The organism is Sporichthya polymorpha DSM 43042 (assembly GCF_000384115.1).
In the GTDB taxonomy this organism is placed as follows: Bacteria; Actinomycetota; Actinomycetes; order Sporichthyales; family Sporichthyaceae; genus Sporichthya; species Sporichthya polymorpha.
This window is the reverse complement of record NZ_KB913029.1, coordinates 4,898,888-4,920,716: the sequence shown is the minus strand read 5'-3', so window position 1 is coordinate 4,920,716 and position 21,829 is coordinate 4,898,888. Positions and strand designations below refer to the sequence as shown.

The window sequence follows — 21,829 nt, the reverse complement described above, 5'->3', positions numbered from 1 at the left end:
CGTGCGGGACGTCATCCCGCGGGGTCAGGCCTTGGCGATCCGGAAGGTCAGGCCGAGCTCGGCGTCGGTGCTGGTGACCCCGTCGCCGGACGGGGCCTCGGTCAGCTCGGCGACGGAGGTCGCGAGGACCTCGCCGGCGACCAGGTCCGCGTGCTCGCGCAGGGCCGCGACAGCCTCCTCGCCGGTCGCGTGCCACTCCAGGGCGATCCGGTCGGCGACCTCCAGGCCGGAGGTCTTGCGGGCCTCCTGGATGACGCGGACGGCCTCGCGGGCCAGGCCGGCCCGGCGGAGCTCCGGCGTGATCGTCAGGTCGAGCGCGACGGTCTCGCCCTCGCGGGCCACCGACCAGCCCTCGCGGGGCGTCTCGGTGATGACGACCTCGTCCGCGTCGACGGTGATCTCCTGCCCCTCGACGACGATCGTCGCCGGGCGGCCCGCCCGCAGGTCCGCGGCCAGCGCCACCGGGTCCGCCGCGGCGATCGCGGCCGCGACCGGTTGGGTGCCCTTGCCGAACCGCTTGCCGAGCGCGCGGAAGTTGGCCTTCGCCGAGTAGTCGACGAGGTCGCCGCCGGCGTCCGCGAGCGACTCCAACCGGGTGACGTTCAACTCCTCGGCGATCTGGGTGCGCAGGTCGTCGGAGAGCGTCGACCAGCCGTGCGCGCCCACCAGGGCCCGCGAGAGCGGCTGACGGGTCTTCACCCCGCTGTCGGCCCGCGCCGCGCGCCCGAGCTCGACCAGGCGTCGCGCGAGGGCCACCTGGGCCGCGAGGTCGTCGTCGATCAGCGCGTCGTCGACCACCGGCCACGTCGCGAGGTGCACCGAGTCCGGCAGCTCGGGGCCGGTGACGCGGAACAGGTCCTGCCAGACCCGCTCGGTGATGAACGGGGTGATCGGGGCCATCAGCAGCGTCACGACGTACAGGCACTCGTGCAGGGTCGCGAGCGCGGCCGGGTCGCCCGCCCAGAACCGGCGGCGGTTGCGCCGCACGTACCAGTTCGAGAGGTCGTCGACGTAGGCCGCGAGCAGCCGCCCGGCCTTCTGGGTGTCGAAGTCCTCCAGCGCGGCGTCGACCGCCTGGGCGAGGCGGTGGGCCTCGGAGATCGCCCACCGGTCCAGCGCCGGCCGCTCGGCGACCGGGGGAGCGGGCGTGACGCCCGGCTCGAAGCCCGCCGTGCGGGCGTAGAGCGACTGGAAGGCGACGGTGTTCCAGTACGTCAGCAGCGACTTGCGGACGATCTCCTGCAGGACGTTGTGGCCCACGCGCCGGGCCGACCACGGCGAGCCCGAGCAGGCCATGAACCAGCGCAGGGCGTCCGCGCCGTGCTGGTCCATCAGCGGCATCGGCTCGAGGATGTTGCCGAGGTGCTTGGACATCTTCCGGCCGTCCTCGGCGAGGATGTGCCCGAGGCAGAGCACGTTCTCGTACGAGGACCGGTCGAAGACCAGCGTTCCGACCGCCATCAGCGTGTAGAACCAGCCGCGGGTCTGGTCGATCGCCTCGCAGATGAACTGCGCCGGGTAGGCCTTCTCGAACTCCTCGCGCCCGGTGTGCGGGTAGCCCCACTGCGCGAACGGCATCGAGCCCGAGTCGTACCAGGCGTCGATCACCTCGGGGACGCGGCGGGCCTCCTGCCCGCAGGTCTCGCAGGCGAAGGTCACCTCGTCGATGTACGGCCGGTGCGGGTCGACGTCGGACAGGTCGCGCCCGGCGAGCTCGCCGAGCTGCGCCATCGAGGCGACGGCGCGCAGGTGGCCCTCCTCGCAGCGCCAGATCGGCAGCGGCGTGCCCCAGTAGCGGTTGCGGGACAGGGCCCAGTCGATGTTGTTGTTCAGCCAGTCGCCGTAGCGGCCGTGCTTGATGGTGTCGGGGTACCAGTTCGTCCGCTCGTTCTCGCGGAGCAGTTCGTCCTTCACCTCGGTGGTGCGGATGTACCAGGACGGCTGCGCGTAGTAGATGAGCGCCGTGTGGCAGCGCCAGCAGTGCGGGTACGCGTGCTCGTACGCGACGTGCTGAAACAGCACACCGCGGCTCTGCAGGTCCGTCACCAGGTCCTCGTCGGCCTTCTTGAAGAACTGGCCGCCGACGAGCGGGACGTCCGCCGAGAAGTGCCCGTCGGAGGTGATCGGGTTGACCACCGGCAGCCCGTAGGCCTTGCAGACCCGGAGGTCGTCGGCGCCGAACGCCGGCGCCTGGTGGACCAGGCCGGTGCCGTCCTCGGTGGTGACGTAGTCGTCGAGCACGACGTAGTGGGTGTCGGCGCCGTCCGGGAACGCGATCAGCTCGAAGGGGCGCGTGTAGTGCCAGCGCTCCATCTCGGCGCCGGGGAACGACGCGAGTACCTCGGCGCCCTCGCCGAGGGCATCGGTGACCAGCGGCTCCGCGACGACGACGGGCGTCGAGCCGTCCGCCGGCCGGGCCAGCACGTAGGTGACGTCGGCGCGGGCCGCGACCGCGGTGTTGGACACCAGCGTCCACGGAGTGGTCGTCCAGACCAGGAGGTCCGCGGCGCCGGCGTGCGGGCCGGAGGTCAACGGGAAGCGCACGTAGACCGACGGGTCGACGACGGTCTCGTAGCCCTGCGCCAGTTCGTGGTCGGACAGGCCCGTGCCGCAGCGCGGACAGTACGGCGCGACGCGGTGGTCCTGGACCAGGCGGCCGTCGTCGAAGATCTTCGCCAGGCTCCACCAGACGCTCTCGATGTAGGCGCGGTCCATCGTCCAGTACGCCGAGGACAGGTCGACCCAGTAGCCCATGCGCTCGGTCATCTGCGCGAAGGCGTCGACGTGGCGGTGCACGGACTCGCGGCAGCGCGCGTTGAACTCCGCGACGCCGTAGGCCTCGATGTCGCCCTTGCCCGAGAACCCGAGTTCCTTCTCGACCGCGAGCTCGACCGGGAGGCCGTGGCAGTCCCAGCCCGCCTTGCGGGGGACGTGGTAGCCCTTCATCGTCTTGAAGCGCGGGAAGACGTCCTTGAAGACGCGCGCCTCGACGTGGTGGGTGCCCGGCATGCCGTTGGCGGTCGGCGGGCCCTCGTAGAAGACCCACAGAGGGCCCTCGGCCGTGGCGTCGATGGTGCGCTCGAAGACCTTGGCGTCGGCCCAGAACGCGAGGACCTCGCGTTCGAGCGCGGGCAGGTCCACCTGGGGCGGCACGGCGCGGTACTGGCTCACCGGGAACTTCCTCCGGACGTTGACGATGCGACGCCGGAGGGACGAGCGCCCCGGACGCCGGGGACCCCGCGGTACCACCCTCCTTGGCCGCGGCTGCCTCCCGAAGGAGACGAGCGCGACCCTCTCGTGGGCCTGCACCACCGGGTCTACGCGGCGCGCTGCGGACGCAGAACGCCGTTTCTTCCGGCAACTCCGGGGTGATCTCACGCCCGCGCACACCGTCCGGGCTCGCACCGTCCCCGGATCGCTCATCGGCTGCGTACGGGCGGCGCTGTCCCCATCGACGCCTCGTGCAGACCGCTCAGCCTACCGGCGGACACGACCGGGGGACGCGGCAGACTTCCGGCGTGACCGAGCTGCGGGTGGCGATCCGCGTCCGGCCGGGGTCCTCCCGGGCCGGCGTCGGGGGCACGCACGGGGAGTCGCTGGTCGTGAAGGTCAGCGAGCGGGCCGTCGACGGCCGCGCGACGGAGGCCGCGCTGAGAGCCCTCGCCCGGGCGCTCGGGGTCCCGCGGCGCGAGATTCGCCTGGTCAGCGGCACGACGAGCCGCGACAAGGTCGTCGCCGTCGAGGGCGACGAACAGACCCTGACGGCCGCCCTGGAGCGCCTCCGCGACGCGCCCTGATCTTCGGGGCGGGGGTTCGAACTTCCGGCGTGTCCGGTCGGTACGGTGGGCCCGCACCGTGACGAACCGTCAGCCAACGGTCGGTGATCGCCTGGCTACGGATCGTGTTCACGGCCTGGTGACGGACGAGAAGGGTCCGCAATGGTGAGGAGCGGAGGGCCGGCAACGAAGGCGGCCTCGGCGAAGCGAGCCGCGCCGGCGACGAAGACCCCGGCCGCGAGGAAAGCTGCGCCCGCGAAACAGTCCGCCCCGGTGAAGGCCGCCCCAGTGAAGAAGGCAGCGCCGGCGAAGAAGGCCGCGGCGACGAAGGCGGCGCCGGTGAAGAAGACGGCCGCCACGAAGGCTGCGCCCGCCAAGAAGACGGCCGCCACGAAGGCTGCGCCCGCGACGAAGACCGCCGCGAAGAAGACCGCCGCGAAGAAGGCCCCCGCGAAAACGGCGACTCCGATCGCGAAGAAGACCGCGGCCAAGAAATCGGCGCCCGCGAAAAAGGCGGCGCCCGCGAAAAAGGCGGCGCCGGCGGTGAAGAAGGCGACGGCCAAGAAGGCCCCGGTGAAAAAGCCGGCCCCGGTGAAAAAGGCCGCGCCCGCCAAGAAGACCGTGGTGAAGAAGGCGGCTCCGGCGAAGAAGGCGGCTCCGGCGAAGAAGGCGCCGGAGCAGAAGACCGGCACGCTCGCTCGCGCGGCGACCCTGGCCCGGCGGGCGACGGCTCCCGCGCGCAAGGCCGCGGCGATCGCCCGGCAGGTCGCCGCTCCCGCCGCGACGAATCCCGCCCCGGTGCAGGAGGCGCAGACCGCTCCGGCCCCCGCGAAGGCTCCCGCGAAGGTTCCCGCGAAGACCCCCGCCGCGAAGAAGCAGCCGACCGGCAAGCTCGCGGTCCGGGAGGGGGAGTCGGCCTGGACGACGGAGGAGCTCAAGGAGGTCCGGACCGAGCTCGGGAAGGACGTCGACCGGCTCCGGGCCGAGATCGCCGTCGCCCACGCGGACCGGGAGGCGCTGCTGCGGGACTACGGCGACGGCTCCGGGGAAGACCAGGCGGATGCCGGCACCAAGACGCTCGAGCGCGAGCAGGAGATGTCGCTGGTCAACAACGCCCTCGACATGCTCCAGCAGGACGAGCGGGCCCTCGCGCGCCTCGACGACGGCACCTACGGCCAGTGCGAGTCCTGCGGCGACCCCATCGGGAAGGCGCGTCTCCAGGCGTTCCCGCGGGCGACGCTCTGCGTCGCCTGCAAACAGCGGGCCGAGCGCCGGTACTGACCGCGGCGCGCGCCCCCGTCTAGCGGTTGCTCTTCGTGATCATGAACGGCGGATGAACGGCGGGGCTCCGCGCTCCGGACGGCTGAGCGTCGCCTTACCGAAACGTGAGGATTCGGACATTTCGGGCCAGGTGCTCCGCGTGAGACTCTGCTGCGATGTCCGAGACGGCGCTTGATCCCGGCCCGGTCCGGGACCTCCTGGCGCCGTCACCGAGAGTCACCGAACCGGCGGCGCCGCCGGCCCGGGCCCGGCACGCGGCTCCGGTCTACATCCCGCCCGCGGCGATCCGTCGGAGCCGCCTCGCGCTCTTCGGCGGGGTCGCGGCGCTCGTGTACCTGTTCGACCTCGTCACGAAGATCGCGATCGTCGCGTTCCTGACCGAGGACGACCCGGTGCCGATCGGCGGCACCGGCGTCTCCCTGCGGCTGATCCGCAACCCGGGCGCCGCGTTCGGGGTCGGGGTCGACCTCACCGTGCTGTTCACGGTCATCACCGGCTGCGTCGTCGCGGCCGTCCTGACCAGCTCCCGGCGGCTCGGCAGCACGCCGTGGGCGCTCACGCTCGGGCTCCTCCTCGGCGGCGCGCTCGGCAACCTCACCGACCGAATCGCGCGGTCACCGGGGTTCCTGTCCGGGCACGTCGTCGACTTCGTCGAGATCCCGGGCTGGCCGATCTTCAACGTCGCGGATTTCTCGATCTGCGTCGCCGGCGGCCTGATGGTCGCGCTCGCCTGCCGCAACGTCCCGCTCGACGGCCGGCGCTGCCGCCGGTACTGAACCGGTCCGCGGACCGGGCCGGGCGGTAGACCACACTGAGCCCCGTGAGTTCCGACCTGCGCGCGCTGCCGGTGCCCGACGGCCTGGCCGGGGAGCGGGTCGACGCGGGGCTCGCGCGGCTGTTCGGGCTGTCCCGGACGCGGGTGGCCGAGCTCGCGGCCGCGGGGTGCGTCCGGATGGACGGCGCGACCGCGGGGAAGAGCGACCGCCTGGTGGCGGGCGCGTGGCTGGAGGTCGAGCTCCCCGCCGTCGAACCGGCCGGGGTGGAGATCGTCGCCGAGCCGGTGCCCGGCATGAAGGTCGTCCACGACGACGAGCACCTGGTCGTCGTCGACAAGCCCGTCGGCGTGGCGGCGCACCCGAGCCCGGGCTGGACCGGCCCGACCGTCATCGGAGGCCTGGCCGCCGCGGGCTTCCGGATCTCGACGTCCGGCGCCGCGGAGCGCGCCGGCATCGTCCACCGACTCGACGTCGGCACCAGCGGCCTGATGGTCGTGGCGAAGTCGGAGCGGGCGTACACGCTGCTCAAGCGCGCGTTCAAGGAGCGGACGGTCGAGAAGATCTACCACGCGCTGGTGCAGGGTCACTTCGACCCGACGCGGGGCACCGTGGACGCGCCGATCGGGCGCCATCCGGTGCACGACTGGAAGTGGGCGGTGATCGCCGAGGACGCCGGCGGCAAGGCGAGCGTCACGCACTACGACACGCTCGAGGCGTTCCGCGCCGCCAGCCTGCTGACCATCAAGCTCGAGACGGGCCGGACCCATCAGATCCGCGTGCACATGTCCGCGCTGCGCCACCCGTGCGCGGGCGACCTGACCTACGGCGCCGACCCGACGCTCGCCGAGCGGCTGGGTCTGGAGCGACAGTGGTTGCACGCGGTGTCGCTGGGGTTCGAACACCCCGACACCGGCGAGTGGGTCGCGTTCTCGAGCGACTATCCAGCCGATCTCGCGCGCGCCTTGCGGGTTGTCTCGGAAGGCTGACCACACACTGAGACTGCCGAGCGTTTCGTCGGTGGCGCGGCCTAGGCTGCGAGCAGCGCGCAAGGGGAGGTAGTTCGGTGAGTTCGGCAGGCATGAACGACTCGTTCGTCCACCTGCACGTCCACACCGAGTACTCGATGCTCGACGGCGCGGCGCGCCTGGACGATCTCTTCCGCGGCTGCAACGAGATGGGCATGCCCGCCCTCGCGATGACCGACCACGGCAACGTGTTCGGCGCCTACGACTTCGTGAACAAGGCGAACGCGGCGGGTGTCAAGCCGATCGTCGGCATGGAGGCGTACCTGGCGCCGGGCACGCACCGGTCCGACCGCACCCGCGTCCGGTGGGCCGACGGCGGCGAGGACGACGTGTCCGGGTCCGGCTCGTACACGCACATGACGCTGCTGGCGACCGACAACGACTCGATGCACAACCTGTTCCGCATCTCGTCGCTGGCGAGCTTGGAAGGATTCTTCTACAAGCCGCGCGCGGACCGCGAACTGCTGCACCGCTACGGCAAGGGCCTGATCGCGACGACGGGCTGCCCGTCGGGCGAGATCCAGACCTGGTTGCGCATCGGCGACTACGAGAAGGCGCGCGCGTCGGCCGGAGAGTTCCAGGACATCTTCGGCAAGGAGAACTTCTTCTGCGAGCTGATGGACCACGGCATCGGCATCGAGAAGCGCGCGCACGACGGGCTGATGCGCCTGGCCAAGGACCTCAACCTGCCGCTGGTCGCGACCAACGACCTGCACTACGCCGCGGCCGAGGACGCGTCCGCGCACGAGGTGCTGCTGTGCGTGCAGTCCGGCAAGACGCTCGCGGACCCGAACCGGTTCAAGTTCGACGCGACGGACTTCTACCTCAAGAGCCCGGCGGAGATGCGCGAGCTCTGGCAGGGCCGCTACGGCCTGCGTGAGGCCTGCGACAACACGCTGCTCATCGCCGAGCGCTGCTCGATGTCGTTCTCCTCGCGCAACCTCATGCCGCGGTTCCCGGTGCCCGAGGGGGAGACCGAGGAGACCTGGCTGCGCAAGGAGGTCGAGCGCGGCCTCGCCCAGCGCTTCGGTGGGAACGTCCCGCAGACGCACATCGATCAGGCGGCCTACGAGGTCGACATGATCATTCAGATGGGGTTCCCGGGGTACTTCCTCGTCACCGCGGACCTCGTCCAGTACGCGAAGGACAACGGCATCCGCGTCGGCCCGGGCCGTGGGTCGGCGGCCGGTGCGCTGATCGCCTACGCGCTGGGCATCACCGAGCTCGACCCGCTCGCGCACGGCCTGATCTTCGAGCGGTTCCTCAATCCCGAGCGTGTGTCGATGCCCGACATCGACATGGACTTCGACGAACGTCGTCGCGCCGACATGATCCGCTACGCCACCGAGAAGTACGGCGAGGAGCGGGTCGCGCAGATCATCACCTACGGCACCATCAAGGCGAAGGCGGCGATCAAGGACGCCTCCCGCGTCCTCGGCTACCCGTTCGCGATGGGCGACCGCATCACCAAGGCGATGCCGCCGGCGGTCATGGGCAAGGACATCCCGCTGTCCGGGATCTTCGACCCCGACCACAAGCGCTACGCCGAGGCCGGCGAGTTCCGCGCGCTGTACGAGTCCGACCCGGACGTGAAGAAGGTCGTCGACACCGCCAAGGGCCTCGAGGGCCTGAAGCGACAGTGGGGCGTGCACGCCGCCGGGGTGATCCTCTCGAGCGAGCCGTTGCTCGACGTCATCCCGATCCAGCGTCGCGAGCAGGACGGCGCGATCATCACGCAGTTCGACATGGGGGCCTGCGAGTCCCTCGGACTGCTGAAGATGGACTTCCTGGGGTTGCGGAACCTCACGGTCCTCGACGACTGCCTGATCAACATCGAGTCCAACCGGGGCGAGAAACTCGTCCTCGAGGACCTGGAACTGACGGACCGTAAGGCGTACGAGCTGCTGGCCCGGGGCGACACCCTCGGCGTCTTCCAGCTCGACGGTGGGCCGATGCGTGCGCTGCTGCGCTCGATGGTTCCCGACAACTTCGAGGACATCTCCGCCGTCCTCGCGCTCTACCGGCCCGGTCCGATGGGCGCGAACGCGCACAACGACTACGCGGACCGCAAGAACGGCCGCAAGCCGGTGGTGCCGATCCACCCCGAGCTCGAGGAACCGCTGGCCGACATCCTGGGCGACACCTACGGGTTGATCGTCTACCAGGAGCAGGTCATGGCGATCGCCCAGAAGCTCGCGGGCTACTCGCTCGGCGCCGCCGACCTGCTGCGGCGCGCGATGGGCAAGAAGAAGAAGGAGATCCTCGACAAGGAGTACATCCCGTTCTCGGACGGGATGAAGCAGAACGGGTACTCCGAGGCGGCGATCAAGACCCTGTGGGACATCCTCGTCCCGTTCTCGGACTACGCGTTCAACAAGGCCCACACCGCCGGCTACGGCCTGGTCTCCTACTGGACCGCCTACCTCAAGGCGAACTACCCGCAGGAGTACATGGCGGCGCTGCTGACCTCGGTCAAGGACGACAAGGACAAGTCGGCCCTGTACCTCAACGAGTGCCGGCGCATGGGCATCAAGGTGCTGCCGCCGGACGTCAACGCCTCGGACGCGAACTTCACCCCGCGCGGTGAGGACATCCGCTTCGGCCTGACCGCGATCCGCAACGTGGGCGCCAACGTCGTGACCGGGATCGTCGAGGCGCGGACCGAGCAGGGCGCGTTCGCCGACTTCGCCGACTTCCTGCGCAAGGTGCCGGCCCACGTCTGCAACAAGAAGACCGTGGAGTCGCTGATCAAGGGTGGCGCGTTCGACTCGCTCGGGCACACCCGGCGCGGCCTGATCCACGCGCACGAGCGTGCGATCGACGCCATCATCGACATCAAGCGCAACGAGGCCATCGGGCAGGACTCGCTGTTCGGCGCGTTCGACGACGACGGCGACGCCACCGACACCTCGTTCGACATCGAGATCCCGACCGGGGAGTGGGACAAACCCGCGCTGCTCGCCTACGAGCGCGAGATGCTCGGCCTCTACGTCTCCGACCACCCGCTGCTCGGCATCGAGAACGTCCTCGCCGCCGCGGCCGACTGCGCGATCACCACGCTGACCTCGAGCGAGGACCGCGCCGACGGGTCGATCGTCACGATCGCGGGACTGATCACGGGCCTGGCGCGCAAGGTCACGAAGAAGGGCGACACCTGGGCGATCGCCACGGTCGAGGACCTCGGCGGCGCCATCGAGTGCATGTTCTTCCCGGGCTCGTACCAGCAGTTCGGCACGGTGCTCGCGACGGACACCGTCGTCGCGGTCAAGGGCCGCCTGCGCCGCAACGAGGACGAGATCTCGTTGATGGCCTCGGACCTGCAGATCCTCGACACGACGAAGTCCTCGAGCGGGCCGGTCGTGGTCCGGCTGCCGGCGATGCGCTGCACGCCGCCGCTGGTCGAGCGGCTGAAGTCGGTCCTGGCGGACCACCCGGGCCAGAGCGAGGTGCACCTGCAACTCGACTCCCGGGCGCGGACGATCGTCATGCGGCTGGAGCGGGGCCCGTTCGTCGCCCCGTCCCCGGCGCTCTTCGGCGACCTCAAGGCCTTGCTCGGCCCGTCGTGCCTGGGTTGACCCCGGTGAGTTCACTCAGGGTGCCGAGGTAGCGTCGCTCAGTGACCAGCCGGACCGTGACCGCGAGAAGACTTCGCGGCCCGGCGACCTGGTGGTGTCTCGCCGGCGCCCTGCTCGCCTCGGTCGGCTTCGCCGTCGGCGCCTGGACGGCCGGCCGCCTGGCCGAACGGCCCTCGGGGACCCTGATCGTGCTGCTGGCCGTCTGCCTGATCGGGGCGGGCGTGCTGGACATGATCGGGCGCGCGGTGTGGTCGACGATCGTCGACCGCGCGGAGGGGCGGCTGCGCGCGGACCTGCTCGCCGCGGCGCTGCACCAACCCCTGCCGGCGCTCTCGGAACAGGCGGTCGGGGAGGTCCTCGACCGCGTCGACGACGACACGCACCAGCTCGGTGAGCTCCTGCGCGAGGTCGGCTGGGAGGCGGGCCGGACGCTGCTCGCGGCGATCCCGATGTGGGTGGTCGCCGGTCTGACGTGGTGGCCGGCGTGGTTCCTGTTCCCGGTGGTCGGCCTGCTCGCGGCCGCGGTGGTCCGGCCGCTGACCGAGGCCGTCACGCGCGCCAAGGTCGCGGAGGAGATCGCCTGGACCGACCACGCGGCGGTGCTGGAGGAGGCCGTCGCGGCGCGGGACGACCTGCGCGCGAGTCGGGGCCAGGCCTTCGTGCTGCGGCGTTGCGCCGAGGCGTCCGCGGTCGTGCACCGGCGGGTCCGCACGACGGTGCGCGCGGCCTCGCGTCTGGGCCGGCGGGCCGGGATCGTGCTGCACGTCGTGCTCGCGGGCATCGCGGTCAGCGGCATCCTGCTCGTCGCAGCAGGCCGGCTCTCGACCGCCGCGCTCGTCACGCTGTACCTGGTCAGCATCTCGTTCGTCGGGCAGGTCGACGTGATCTGCCGCTACCTGCCGGACCTGCAAGCGGGCCTGGGTGCGCTGCGGCGGATCCGGACCCTGCTGGAGGCCGACAGCGAGCCCACCGGCGGGGCGCCGGTGCCGGCCGGGCCGCTGGACGTCCGGATCGAGCGGTTGCACTTCGCGTACCCGCAGGGCACGTTCGCGCTCTCCGACGTCAGCCTGGCGATCCCGGCGGGCCAGACGCTCGCGCTCGTCGGCCGGACCGGGTCGGGCAAGTCGACGCTCGCGGCGCTGCTGTCGCGCGCCATCGACCCGCCGCCGGGGTCGGTGTTCCTCGGCGGCGTCGACGTGCGGGACCTGAACCTCGACGACCTGCGGCGGACCGTGGGCGTCGTCGGGCAGCGCACGGAGATCCTGGTCGGGACGCTGGCCGAGAACATCGCGCTGTTCGCCGATGTCCCGCGCCCGGTCATCGAGCGCGCGGTCGAGGAGCTCGGCCTCACCGCCTGGGTGGCCGGGCTGCCCGAGGGCCTGGACACCCAGCTCGGGCCGGACGGCACGACGCTGTCCGCGGGCGAGGAGCAGCTGGTCGCGTTCGCGCGGCTGCTGGTCCGGGACGTCCGCGTCGTCGTGCTCGACGAGGCCACCGCGCGCATGGACCGGCACACCGAGGCCCGGGTCGTCGCCGCGACCGCGCGACTGCTGGCCGGGCGGACGGGCATCCTCATCGCCCACCGGATGTCGACGACCACGCGCGCGGAGGCCGTCGCGGTGCTCGACGGCGGTCGCGTCGTCGCGCACGGCCCGCGCGTCGAGCTCGCCCGTACCCCGGGGCCGTACCGCGACCTGCTGCGCGCTGCGGGCGACGACGGCGAGGCCACGGTCCGCGGCCCGGCGCCCCGGTTCGCGGTGCCGACGCAGCGGCTGCCCGCGGCCCGGGCCTCGCGGGCGACGATCCCGGGCCCGCGCCGGACGGCGGAGGCCCCGCCGGAATGGGACCCCGGGACCGGGCCGGGTCTCGCCCGGTCGATCGTCAGCGCGCTGCGCATCCACCCGCGGTGGGGAATCGCGGGGGCGGTGCTGTTCCTGCTGTCGTCCGTCGTCGGGCCCTACGGCGTCGTCACCGGTCTGGTGTGGGGGAAGGTCGTCGCGAGCCTCGTCGCGGGCGGCGAGGTCGGGGCGACGACGCTCGCGTTCGCGGGCAGCCTGATCGCGGGCCCGGTCCTCGTGTTCGCCGCGATGCCGCTGTACATGCGCTGGTGGTGGGCCGTGCACCTGCGGGTGCGGCTCGCCGTGCTGCGCGGGCAGACGTTGCCGCGGCGGTTGCCGCCCACGCCACCGGGCGAGGTCGTCGCGCGGGCGATGGACGCCGACCGCTTCGTGCAGTACGCCGACCGTTGGGTGGACTTCGTCAACGGCGTCCTCGTCGTCCTGCTGACGGTCCTGCTCGCGCAGAGCCTGCTCGCGGGTGGGTTGCTGCTGGCGGTGACGGTCCTGACCGCGCTCACGGCGCTGGTGGGTGCGCCGATCGCGGGCCGGTCGGCCGCGCGGGCGTCGGAGACCCGGGCGCAGTTCGGGCGGTCGCTGGTGTCGACGCTGGACGCCGCGCGGACCGTGAAGCTCGCGGCCGCGACGCCGCAGCTGCACCGCCACCTGCTCGGCGTCGACTCGCCCCGCGTCGGCGCGGCGATCCGCGAGCACCGGGTGCGGGCGGTGCTCGACTCCGTGCCGCCGCTGCTCGTGCAGTGCGGGATGGTCCTGTGCTGGCTGATCTACCTGACCGGCGGCTGGGGCCTCGCGACCGCGCTGCTGGTGACGACCGCGCTGGAGGGCTTCGACTTCTTCGGGCGGGTGACGGCTGCGGTGGTGACCGAGGCGCCGGGGGTCCGGGCGTGGAAGGACGCGACGAGCCGCCTCGCCGCCGGCGCCAACCTGATGACGCAGCCGGACGGGGTCGATCTCGTGCACGGCCGGGCGCCGGCCCCGGACGCGCCGCCGCGGGTGCCGTTGTCCCGGCTCGACCTCGACGACCTGACCGTCGTCCACCCGGACGGGACGGTCGGGGTGGCGCACGTGAACCTGACCGTCTCGCGGGGCCAGCTCGTCCTGGTCGTGGGGTCGGTGGGCTCAGGGAAGTCCAGCCTGCTCGCAGCGCTCGCGGGGCTGGCGCACTACCAGGGCGGGGTGCGGTGGAACGGGGTGGAGGTCTCCGACCCTGAACTGTTTCTGAGGCCTAGTCAGGTGTCGTACGTGGCGCAGGTCCCGCGCGTGCTGTCGGGGACGTTCGCCGACAACGTCCGACTCGACCACGCCGGCCACAGCGTCGAGTCCGCGGTCGAGGACTCGCGCCTCGCGCTCGACGTCTCCGCGGCCGGGGGACTGCAGGCGCTCGTGGGGCACCGCGGCGTCCGCCTCTCCGGCGGCCAGGCCCAGCGCGTCGCCTTCGCCCGGGCGCTGGCCGCCAACGCTGAGCTCGTCGTCGCCGACGACGTCTCCAGCGCCCTCGACGCCCGTACCGAACTCGAGCTCTGGCGGGCCCTGCGGATGCGCGGCTCCACCGTCGTCGCCGCGACCTCCAAGGCCGCCGCGCTGGCCCAGGCCGACCTCGTCGTCGTCCTCCACGCCGGCAGCGTCGTCGCCGTCGGGACCTGGGACACCCTCGCCCCCGACTGGGCCCACCTCGCCGGCTGATCCCCCGTTACGTCAGCGGGATCGCGCGCAATAGCGCTCGTTCTCGCTGACGTTACGGCTGCAGTGGAGATGACATCTCGAGTGCAGGCGAGGACCCTGGCGACCGCGTCAGTCGGTGGCGTCGGGAGGGCGTCCGAACCAACCCGGGCCCTCGTTGTGCAGAGTGAATTCGCGGTACACGACCTGACTGTGCTCGGTCCGCTTCGGCGGTAGACCCACATCGACCGAGCCGGACATCGGCAGCGGCACGTACGTCGCCATCCCACGTATCGTCCGAGGAATCGCGCGCTATGACGCGCCATTCCCCGGACGATGCGACTGCAGTGGAGATGTCATCTCCAGTGCAGGCGAGGTCGGGGTCTCGCCGTGCTCGAGCTGAGGCAGGATCCGGTCGAGCCAGCGGGGGCACCACCAGTTCGCGCGGCCGGCGAGCTTCATGAAGGCGGGGACGAGGCACGCCCGCATGATCGTGGCGTCGATGAGGACGGCGGCGGCGAGGCCGAAGCCGAGTTGCTTGATCTCCGGAGCGGGGCAGATCATGAAGGCGCCGAAGATCGCGATCATGATCAGCGCGGCGGAGGTGATGACGCCGCCGGTCTTGGCGAGGCCCGCGGCGATGGCTTCGGTGTTGCTGCCGGTGCGGAGGTACTCCTCGCGGATGCGGGTGACGAGGAAGACCTCGTAGTCCATGGAGAGGCCGAACAGGATCACGAACAACGTGAGCGGCAGCCAGGCCTGCAGGTAGCCGGGGGAGGAGAAGTCGAGCAGGCTCTCGCCGTTGCCCTCCTGGAAGACCCACACGGTCAGGCCCATCGCGGCGGCGATGGACAGCAGGTTCATGATCACGGCCTTGAGCGCGAGCACCGGGCTGCGGAGCATGACGAGGAGCAGCAGGAAGCACAGCGCGAGGGTCGCGATGACGATCGGCGGGGTCTTGTCGAGCACCTGGTCCGCGTAGTCGATGCTGCGCGCGGTGGTGCCACCCACGTCGGCGTCGGCGGCGGAGCCGAGTTCGGCATCGAGGCGGGTGCGCGCGGACTTCACGACGTCCTCGGCGTCCTTCGAGTCGTCCGGGACCGTCAGGTTGCCGGTGACGAGGAACGAGTCCGTGCTGAGCTCCTGCACGGCGACTCCGGTGAGCCGCGGGTCCTCGGCGAGCACACGCTGGGCGGTCGCGGCCGCGGCGCTGTTCCCGGTCACGGCCACCTCGACCCGGCCGAGCGTGATGCCGGGGAACGCGGACGACAGCGTCGTCAGCGTCCGCACCGACGGCTCGTCCTCGTACGCCCGCACGTTCAGGTCGATGCCCTGCTTGACGTCGATCAGGGGCGCCGCGGCGCAGATCAGCACGCACGTGCCGACGGTCAGCACGGCCGCCGGCCACTTCATCACCCAGCGCGCGAGTCGCCCCCATCGGTCGGACGCGCCGCCGGCGTCGAAGCCGCGCTCCCGCATTCGCTTCAGACGGACCGTCAGGGCGCGATCGCCCATCGCCGCCAGCAGCGCGGGCAGCAGGATCAGCGCCATCGCGACCGAACCCGCCACACCGAGCAGACCGGCGAGCGCGTACTTGCTCAACGTCGGCACGTCGATCAGTGCCATCGGCAGCAACGCGACCATGACGGTCAACCCGGAGAACGCGACGGTCCGGCCCGCCGTGGCCATGGTCGTCGCGAGCGCGGTCTCGGCGTCGGCGCGCGTGCGCTCCTCGCGGTAGCGGCGCACGATCAGCAGCGCGTAGTCGATGCCGACCGCGATGCCGAGCATCACGACACCGTTCTCGGCGAAGATGTCGAACTCGGTCCAGAAGCTCGCCGCGCCGAGGATCCCCAGCGCGACCACCGCCCCGGCTAGACCGGTCAGCACCGGCAGCCCGGCCGCCAGGATCGACCCCAGCGTCAGGAACAGGATCAGCATCGCCAGCGGCAGGCCGATCGCCTCCGCCATCGCGAGCCCCTCCTCCTCGGAGTGGAGGAGGTCGACGAAGAACGGGCTCTCGCCCGACAACCCGATCTCGATGTCGGGACCGCCGAGCGGTGAGGAGTCCAGCTCCTCCAGGTCGTGCTTGAGCTCCTTGGCCGTCTTCTGCCGGTCACCGGCGTCGCCGGACAGCAGCACCGTGCGGTACTCGACCCGGCCGTCGTCCGAGACGCGGCCGCCGAGATCGGCCGGCGGCACGTCGACCACGCCGTCGTTCCCCCGGACCACGGCCAGCGCGGCGTCCATCGCCCGGGTGAACGTCGGGTCGGTCGACGTGCGCCCCGTCGAGGACAGCACCAGCAGGACCGCCTCCTGCGCCCCCAGCGCCTGCTCGACCGCCGCCGTGGCCCGCGCGGACTCCGACCCGGGGGTGTCGTAGCCGATGCCGAGCACCCGCGCGAGGAACACCGGCGTCAGCGCGGCGAAGGCCACCACCGCGACGAGCGCCGCCGTGAGCACCCGGCGTGGCCGGCGGGCGACGAACCCGCCCCAGTTCCGGAGCGCCTCCCGACGCGGCGCCGGGGCCGGTGGCGCGGGCGCAGCTGCGGGCGGCCCGGGGTCCGCGGTGATCGCCATGGCCGCTCTCGGCCTCCTCGCCGTGGGGACCCACGTCGTCGTGGGCTGCGGAAATCTGTAGCACGGCGTCTCACAATCCCTCCACAACCCGCGCACAGGCGTTCGGCAAAGGGCCGGTACAGGGCGTCCAGACAGGCGTTCCAGCCCCGGACGGACGCGGGGGAATCGCGAACCCCACCACCGGCTGCGAGATACTGAGCACGTGGGGACCCGGGCGAAACCGTCACCGCGCCCGGAGGAGGGCGCCGGGCCGCGCCTGCTCGCCCAGCTCCGGCCGGCCGCGCTGGCGTTCCTCGTCCCGCTGCTCGCGGCGCCCTACATCGGCATCGTCTGGGAGTGGATCGCCCCGAAGCCGACCTACATCAACCTCAGCGGCGAGGTGTACCTCAACAACCAGGACACCTCCGAGTTCATCGCCGCCGACGGCTGGTTCCTGATCCTCGGCCTGCTGCTCGGCATCGTGACCGGTGCGCTCGGCTACTGGCGCCGCCGCGGGGACCTCACCCTGATCGTCGCGCTGACCGGATCCTCGATCCTCGCCTCGTTGATCGCCCGGGAGGTCGGGGAGGCCTTCGGGCCGGCCCCGATCCAGCAGACCGCCCTCACCCTCACCGACGGGCAGACCATCTCCGGCTCGTTGGAGCTCGCCTCCGACGGGATCCTGTTCGCCTGGGGCGTCGGGATCCTGCTCACGTACCTGTCGCTGATCGTCGGGCTCGAGCGCGGCGCGACCGAGGACGGGACCGATGACGAGGCCGACGCGCCTCCCGCGGGGAGCGACGTCGACACCGACGAGCTGGCCGAGGCCTCAGTTGGGGCTCGGGGCCTCGCGGGCGAGGTCGGCGCCGGGCAGCGACGGCAGGTGGGCGAGCATGACCCGCTCCCGGCGGAGCAGCGCGACCTCGGCTCGTAGCCGGGCGGCGGCGTCCGGCGCCTCCAGCAGAACCTGCTTGTCCGAGCGGTCCAGCACCATCGCCGCGGCCACCAGGTAGGAGAGCACGATCGGGTCGGGGGGCAGCGGTCCGCGCACGCGCGGCGCCTGGCCCTGCAGTGTGAGCAACTGGTCCCGGTAGGCCGCGAAGTGCCCCGCGACGGACCGGGCCAGCACCTCGGCGGAGGAGTCGCCGGCCTCCTCGGGGAGATACTCGACCTCGCCGGTCAGGTACGGCGCCGCGTGCTCGTCCACCTTGAGCAGCCGGAACCGGCGCGTGCCGGTCGTCACGAGGTCGAACCGGCCGTCGGCGAGGGCATCCACGCGGCGGATCTGGGCCACGCAGCCGATCTCGTGGAGCTCGGCGACGCCGTCCGCCCCGACCTCCCGGCCCGAGCGGATCGCGATCACGCCGAACTCCGGCGCCCCCGCCTCGGGCAGCTCGCCGTCCAGGCCACCGGTCAGGGCCGCGACCAGGACCCGGTAGCGCTCCTCGAAGATGTGCAGCGGCAGCAGCAGACCCGGGTAGAGCACCGTCCCCAGCGGGAACAGCGGCAGCCGAGCCGTCCGGGGAGCCGTCACGCGCGCAGCCTATTGCGCGCCGCCGGTCCGGGGCGGGGCGCACGGCGGACGGGGGTCCGCGCTGCGGCGACTAGACTTCAGAGGTGCTTTCCGTCCTTGACCTGCGTGGATCTGCGCTGACGCCGGCGGCGTTGCGGAGCGTGCTGCCCCGCGCCGCGGCCGACGTCGCGGCGACGCTGGACGCCGTGCGCCCGATCTGCGACGAGGTGCGCGACCGGGGGAGCGCGGCCCTGCTCGACTTCGCCGAGCGCTTCGACGGCGTCCGCCCGGCCGCGATCCGGGTTCCCGCCGAGGTGCTGGACAAGGCCCTGATCGACCTCGACCCGGCGGTCCGGGCCGCGCTGGAGGAGGCTGCCCGACGCGCTCGCCTCGTGCACTCGGCCCAGAAGCACCCCGACGCGGTCGTCCAGGTCAGCCCCGGCGGCACGGTCACCGAGCGCTGGATCCCGGTCCGGCGCGTGGGCCTGTACGTCCCCGGCGGTGTCGTCGCCTATCCGTCCAGCGTCGTGATGAACGTCGTCCCGGCGCAGGTGGCCGGCGTCTCCTCGATCGCGGTCACGTCCCCGCCGCAGCGGGACAACGACGGTTGGCCGCACCCGGTCGTGCTCGCCGCGTGCGCGCTGCTCGGCGTCGACGAGGTCTACGCGGTCGGCGGCGCCCAGGCGATCGCGATGTTCGCCCACGGCACCGAGGACTGCGCCCCCGCCGACCTGGTCACCGGCCCCGGCAACGTCTACGTCGCCGCCGCCAAGCGGCTGCTCAAGGGCATCATCGGCATCGACGCCGAAGCCGGCCCCACCGAGATCGGCATCCTCGCCGACGCCACCGCCGACCCCGTCCACGTCGCGGCCGACCTGATCTCCCAGGCCGAGCACGACGAGAACGCTTCCTGCCTGCTGATCACCGACGCCCCGGCGCTGGTCGAGCAGGTCCAGGCCGAGGTCGAGCGTCAGCGCGGCGTCTCGCTCAACCAGAAGCAGGTCGACGCGGCGCTCGCGAACCAGTCGGCGATCGTGCTCGTGGACGACCTGGAGGCCGGCCTCACCGTCGTCGACGAGTGGGCCGCCGAGCACCTGGAGATCCTCACCGCGGACGCGTCGGCCCTGGCGCGCCGGGTCCGGAACGCGGGCGCGATCTTCGTCGGCCCGTACGCGCCGGTCAGCCTCGGCGACTACCTCGCCGGCTCCAACCACGTCCTGCCGACGGGCGGCACCGCGCGGCACACCGGCGGTCTGAGCGTCCACTCGTTCCTGCGCAGCGTCCACGTCGTCGAGTACGACCGCGCGGCGCTCGCGGAGGTCGCCGGGCACATCGACGCGCTCGGCGGGGCGGAGAACCTGCTCGCCCACGTCAACGCGGTCCGGGTGCGCGTGCCCTCGGAGCAGAGCCCGCGGGAAGACCGGGACCAGGACTGATGGACACCTTCCTCCCGCTGCGCGACGACCTGCGCGGCCGGTCGGCCTACGGTGCGCCGCAACTGGACGTGCCCGTCCGGCTCAACACCAACGAGAACCCGTACGGGCCCTCGCCGGCGCTGGCCGCCGACCTCGCCGCCGCCGTGGCGCTCGCCGCGTCCGAGCTCAACCGCTATCCGGACCGGGACGCGACCGCGCTGCGCGCCGACCTCGCGGCCTACCTCGGGCACAACCTGACCCCCAATCAGATCTGGGCCGCCAACGGGTCGAACGAGGTTCTGCAGCAGCTGTTGATGGCCTTCGGCGGCGCCGGCCGCAAGGCGATGGGCTTCGAGCCTTCGTACTCGATGCACCGTTTGATCTCGCTCGCCACGCAGACCGACTGGGTCGAGGGGTACCGCGAGAACGACTTCAACCTCGACCCCGAGCGGGTCGTGGCCGACGTCTCGACGGCCCAGCCCGACGTGGTCTTCCTGACCTCGCCGAACAACCCGACCGGCACCGCGCTCGACCTGTCGGTGATCGAGGCGGTCTACGAGGCGGCGACCGGGATCGTCGTCGTCGACGAGGCCTACGCCGAGTTCGCGCGCGACGGCGTCCCCAGCGCGCTCACGCTGCTGCCGGGCCGCCCGCGGCTGGTCGTCACCCGCACGATGAGCAAGGCGTTCTCGATGGCCGGCCTGCGCCTGGGGTACCTCGCCGCCGACCCGGAGCTCGTCGACTGCCTGCTGCTGGTCCGCCTGCCGTACCACCTCTCCGAGCTCACGCAGGCCGCCGCACGCGTCGCGCTCAAGCACGCCCCGGACCTGCTGAACACCGTCGGCACCCTGCGCGCCGAGCGCGACCGCCTGGTCGCCGAGATCACCGCGCTCGGCTGCCGGGTCGTGCCGTCCGACGCGAACTTCGTGCTGTTCGGCGGGCTCGGGGACCAGACCGTGACCTGGCAGGGCCTGCTCGATCGCGGGGTGCTCATCCGCGACGTCGGGCTGACCGGCTGGCTGCGCGCCACCGCGGGCACACCGGAGGAGAACGACGCGTTCCTGGCCGCGCTGGCCGACGTGCTGAGAGAGCAATTGCTGAGGGAGAGTCAGACATGAGTCGGACGGGACGCGTCGAGCGCGTCACCAAGGAGTCCAACGTCCTCGTCGAGATCGACCTGGACGGCACCGGGCGCACCGAGGTCTCGACCGGCGTCGGGTTCTACGACCACATGCTGTCCCAGCTCGGCCGCCACGGTCTGTTCGACCTCACCGTTCAGACCGAGGGCGACCTGCACATCGACCCGCACCACACCGTCGAGGACACCTCGATCGCGCTCGGCACCGCGTTCCGGCAGGCGCTCGGGGACGCGAAGGGCGTGCGCCGCTTCGCGAACTCGCTGGTACCGCTGGACGAGGCGCTCGCGCGCGTCGCCGTCGACCTCGCCGGCCGTGCGTATCTCGTGCACACCGAGCCCGAGAACCTCGCGCCGATGATCGGCGAGTACGAGACCGCACTGACCCGGCACATCTGGGAGTCGTTCGTGAACTCCGCCCAGATCTGCATGCACATCGACGTGCTGCGCGGCCGCAACGCCCACCACGTCGCCGAGTGCCAGTTCAAGGGCGTGGCCCGGGCCCTGCGTGACGCCGTTGCGTTCGACCCGCGCGAGACCGGTGTGCCCTCCACCAAGGGCACCCTGTCCGCCGACACCCGTTCCTCGTGAGTCCGCGCGTCGTCGTTCTCGACTACGGGTCGGGCAACCTCCGCTCCGCCGAGCGCGCGCTCGAGCGCGCCGGGGCGGACGTCACCGTCACCGCCGACCGGCGGGCGGCCCAGGAGGCCGACGGCCTCGTCGTCCCCGGCGTCGGGGCGTTCGAGGCCTGCATGAAGGGCCTCGAGCAGGTCCACGGGCCCGAGATCATCGGCCGTCGCCTCGCCGGCGGCCGCCCGGTGCTCGGCATCTGCGTCGGTATGCAGATTTTGTTCGAGTACGGCGTCGAGCACGGCGTCACGACCCGCGGCTGCGCCGAGTGGCCCGGCACCGTCGAGCGGCTCCACGCGCCGGTGCTGCCACACATGGGCTGGAACACCGTGAACGCCGCCGAAGGTTCACGCCTGTTCGCGGGGATCGAGGACGAGCGGTTCTACTTCGTCCACTCCTACGCGGCGCGGGCCTGGACCCTCGACGTCACCGGGCCGTTCAAGCCGCCGCAGGTGACGTGGGCCGAGCACGGCGAGCCCTTCGTCGCCGCCGTCGAGAACGAGGCGCTGTCCGCGACCCAGTTCCACCCCGAGAAGTCGGGCGACGCCGGCGCGGCGCTACTGCGGAACTGGCTGAAGACCCTGAACGCTGCCTGAAAAGGGTGACACCCCTTTTTGACAGGGGTGGCG

The 21,829-nt window shown here is 72.1% G+C and carries 16 protein-coding genes; 11 read left to right on the top strand and 5 right to left on the bottom strand.

The annotated features are described in order from the left end of the window. Positions 1-24: 24 nt before the first annotated feature. A complete protein-coding gene (ileS, locus tag SPOPO_RS0123735) occupies positions 25-3,171 on the bottom strand; it encodes an isoleucine--tRNA ligase (protein WP_019877647.1) in 3,147 nt (1,048 codons plus the stop codon). A gap of 356 nt (positions 3,172-3,527) precedes the next feature. Between ileS and SPOPO_RS0123730 the strand changes: the two genes are divergently transcribed. Beyond that, positions 3,528-3,797: a DUF167 family protein gene (locus tag SPOPO_RS0123730; protein ID WP_033387266.1), complete on the top strand. Its 270-nt coding sequence runs from the start codon at positions 3,528-3,530 to the stop codon at positions 3,795-3,797. A gap of 95 nt (positions 3,798-3,892) precedes the next feature. On the opposite strand, the gene SPOPO_RS35355 is transcribed toward SPOPO_RS0123730, so the two are convergent. Beyond that, positions 3,893-4,339, bottom strand: a complete 447-nt coding sequence (locus tag SPOPO_RS35355; RefSeq protein WP_211210953.1) for a hypothetical protein — start codon at positions 4,337-4,339, stop codon at positions 3,893-3,895. Here SPOPO_RS35355 and SPOPO_RS33980 point away from each other — a divergent pair. From SPOPO_RS33980 to SPOPO_RS0123700, 5 genes are all read left to right on the top strand, one after another. Next, positions 4,320-5,057 (top strand): TraR/DksA family transcriptional regulator, encoded by a 738-nt coding sequence (locus SPOPO_RS33980; protein ID WP_211210952.1) that lies wholly within the window; start codon positions 4,320-4,322, stop codon positions 5,055-5,057. The two genes, SPOPO_RS35355 and SPOPO_RS33980, sit on opposite strands and share 20 nt — an antisense overlap. Positions 5,058-5,212: 155 nt before the next feature. Then, on the top strand, positions 5,213-5,833 hold the full coding sequence (locus tag SPOPO_RS31365) for a signal peptidase II (protein ID WP_019877643.1): 621 nt from the start codon (positions 5,213-5,215) through the stop codon (positions 5,831-5,833). Positions 5,834-5,877: 44 nt separating this feature from the next. Then, complete coding sequence (locus tag SPOPO_RS0123710; protein ID WP_019877642.1) at positions 5,878-6,819, top strand: RluA family pseudouridine synthase; 942 nt, start codon at positions 5,878-5,880, stop codon at positions 6,817-6,819. Between the two features lie 92 nt (positions 6,820-6,911). Further along, positions 6,912-10,433, top strand: coding sequence for a DNA polymerase III subunit alpha (dnaE, locus tag SPOPO_RS0123705; RefSeq protein ID WP_019877641.1), 3,522 nt, complete (start codon positions 6,912-6,914; stop codon positions 10,431-10,433). Positions 10,434-10,474: 41 nt separating this feature from the next. Beyond that, on the top strand, positions 10,475-13,972 hold the full coding sequence (locus SPOPO_RS0123700; RefSeq protein ID WP_019877640.1) for an ABC transporter ATP-binding protein: 3,498 nt from the start codon (positions 10,475-10,477) through the stop codon (positions 13,970-13,972). 108 nt (positions 13,973-14,080) lie between these two features. On the opposite strand, the gene SPOPO_RS34560 is transcribed toward SPOPO_RS0123700, so the two are convergent. Together SPOPO_RS34560 and SPOPO_RS0123690 are read right to left on the bottom strand one after the other, a co-directional pair. Then, positions 14,081-14,233, bottom strand: a complete 153-nt coding sequence (locus SPOPO_RS34560) for a hypothetical protein (protein ID WP_019877638.1) — start codon at positions 14,231-14,233, stop codon at positions 14,081-14,083. Positions 14,234-14,260: 27 nt separating this feature from the next. Further along, entirely contained in the window at positions 14,261-16,528 is a 2,268-nt protein-coding gene (locus SPOPO_RS0123690; RefSeq protein WP_019877637.1) for an MMPL family transporter, read from the bottom strand. Positions 16,529-16,730: 202 nt separating this feature from the next. Here SPOPO_RS0123690 and SPOPO_RS0123685 point away from each other — a divergent pair, with 202 nt between their 5' ends. Then, positions 16,731-17,441 (top strand): hypothetical protein, encoded by a 711-nt coding sequence (locus tag SPOPO_RS0123685; RefSeq protein ID WP_019877636.1) that lies wholly within the window; start codon positions 16,731-16,733, stop codon positions 17,439-17,441. Here the strand turns inward: SPOPO_RS0123685 and SPOPO_RS0123680 are convergent. Then, positions 17,337-18,041 carry an LON peptidase substrate-binding domain-containing protein gene (locus tag SPOPO_RS0123680; RefSeq protein ID WP_019877635.1) on the bottom strand — a complete coding sequence of 235 codons (705 nt, stop codon included), beginning with the start codon at positions 18,039-18,041 and terminating at the stop codon, positions 17,337-17,339. The two genes, SPOPO_RS0123685 and SPOPO_RS0123680, sit on opposite strands and share 105 nt — an antisense overlap. A gap of 83 nt (positions 18,042-18,124) precedes the next feature. Between SPOPO_RS0123680 and hisD the strand changes: the two genes are divergently transcribed. Genes hisD through hisH form a run of 4 tightly spaced genes read left to right on the top strand, consistent with a single transcriptional unit; the run spans position 18,125 to position 21,796 of the window. Continuing rightward, the gene (gene hisD / locus SPOPO_RS0123675; RefSeq protein ID WP_033385176.1) at positions 18,125-19,456 is read left to right on the top strand and encodes a histidinol dehydrogenase; all 1,332 of its coding nucleotides are present in this window, start codon (positions 18,125-18,127) and stop codon (positions 19,454-19,456) included. Further along, positions 19,456-20,553: a histidinol-phosphate transaminase gene (locus SPOPO_RS0123670; protein WP_019877633.1), complete on the top strand. Its 1,098-nt coding sequence runs from the start codon at positions 19,456-19,458 to the stop codon at positions 20,551-20,553. The genes hisD and SPOPO_RS0123670 overlap by 1 nt, the downstream gene beginning before the upstream one ends. Then, positions 20,550-21,161 carry an imidazoleglycerol-phosphate dehydratase HisB gene (gene hisB / locus SPOPO_RS0123665; RefSeq protein WP_019877632.1) on the top strand — a complete coding sequence of 204 codons (612 nt, stop codon included), beginning with the start codon at positions 20,550-20,552 and terminating at the stop codon, positions 21,159-21,161. The genes SPOPO_RS0123670 and hisB overlap by 4 nt, the downstream gene beginning before the upstream one ends. Beyond that, positions 21,158-21,796: an imidazole glycerol phosphate synthase subunit HisH gene (gene hisH, locus SPOPO_RS0123660; protein WP_019877631.1), complete on the top strand. Its 639-nt coding sequence runs from the start codon at positions 21,158-21,160 to the stop codon at positions 21,794-21,796. The genes hisB and hisH overlap by 4 nt, the downstream gene beginning before the upstream one ends. Positions 21,797-21,829 lie beyond the last annotated feature (33 nt).

Coding starts and splice junctions, on each gene's coding strand:
- SPOPO_RS0123690 (WP_019877637.1), bottom strand. CDS start 16,528: ATGGCGATCACCGCGGACCCCGGGCCGCCCGCAGCTGCGCCCGCGCCA.
- dnaE (WP_019877641.1), top strand. CDS start 6,912: ATGAACGACTCGTTCGTCCACCTGCACGTCCACACCGAGTACTCGATG.
- hisB (WP_019877632.1), top strand. CDS start 20,550: ATGAGTCGGACGGGACGCGTCGAGCGCGTCACCAAGGAGTCCAACGTC.
- SPOPO_RS0123670 (WP_019877633.1), top strand. CDS start 19,456: ATGGACACCTTCCTCCCGCTGCGCGACGACCTGCGCGGCCGGTCGGCC.
- SPOPO_RS34560 (WP_019877638.1), bottom strand. CDS start 14,233: ATGGCGACGTACGTGCCGCTGCCGATGTCCGGCTCGGTCGATGTGGGT.
- SPOPO_RS31365 (WP_019877643.1), top strand. CDS start 5,213: ATGTCCGAGACGGCGCTTGATCCCGGCCCGGTCCGGGACCTCCTGGCG.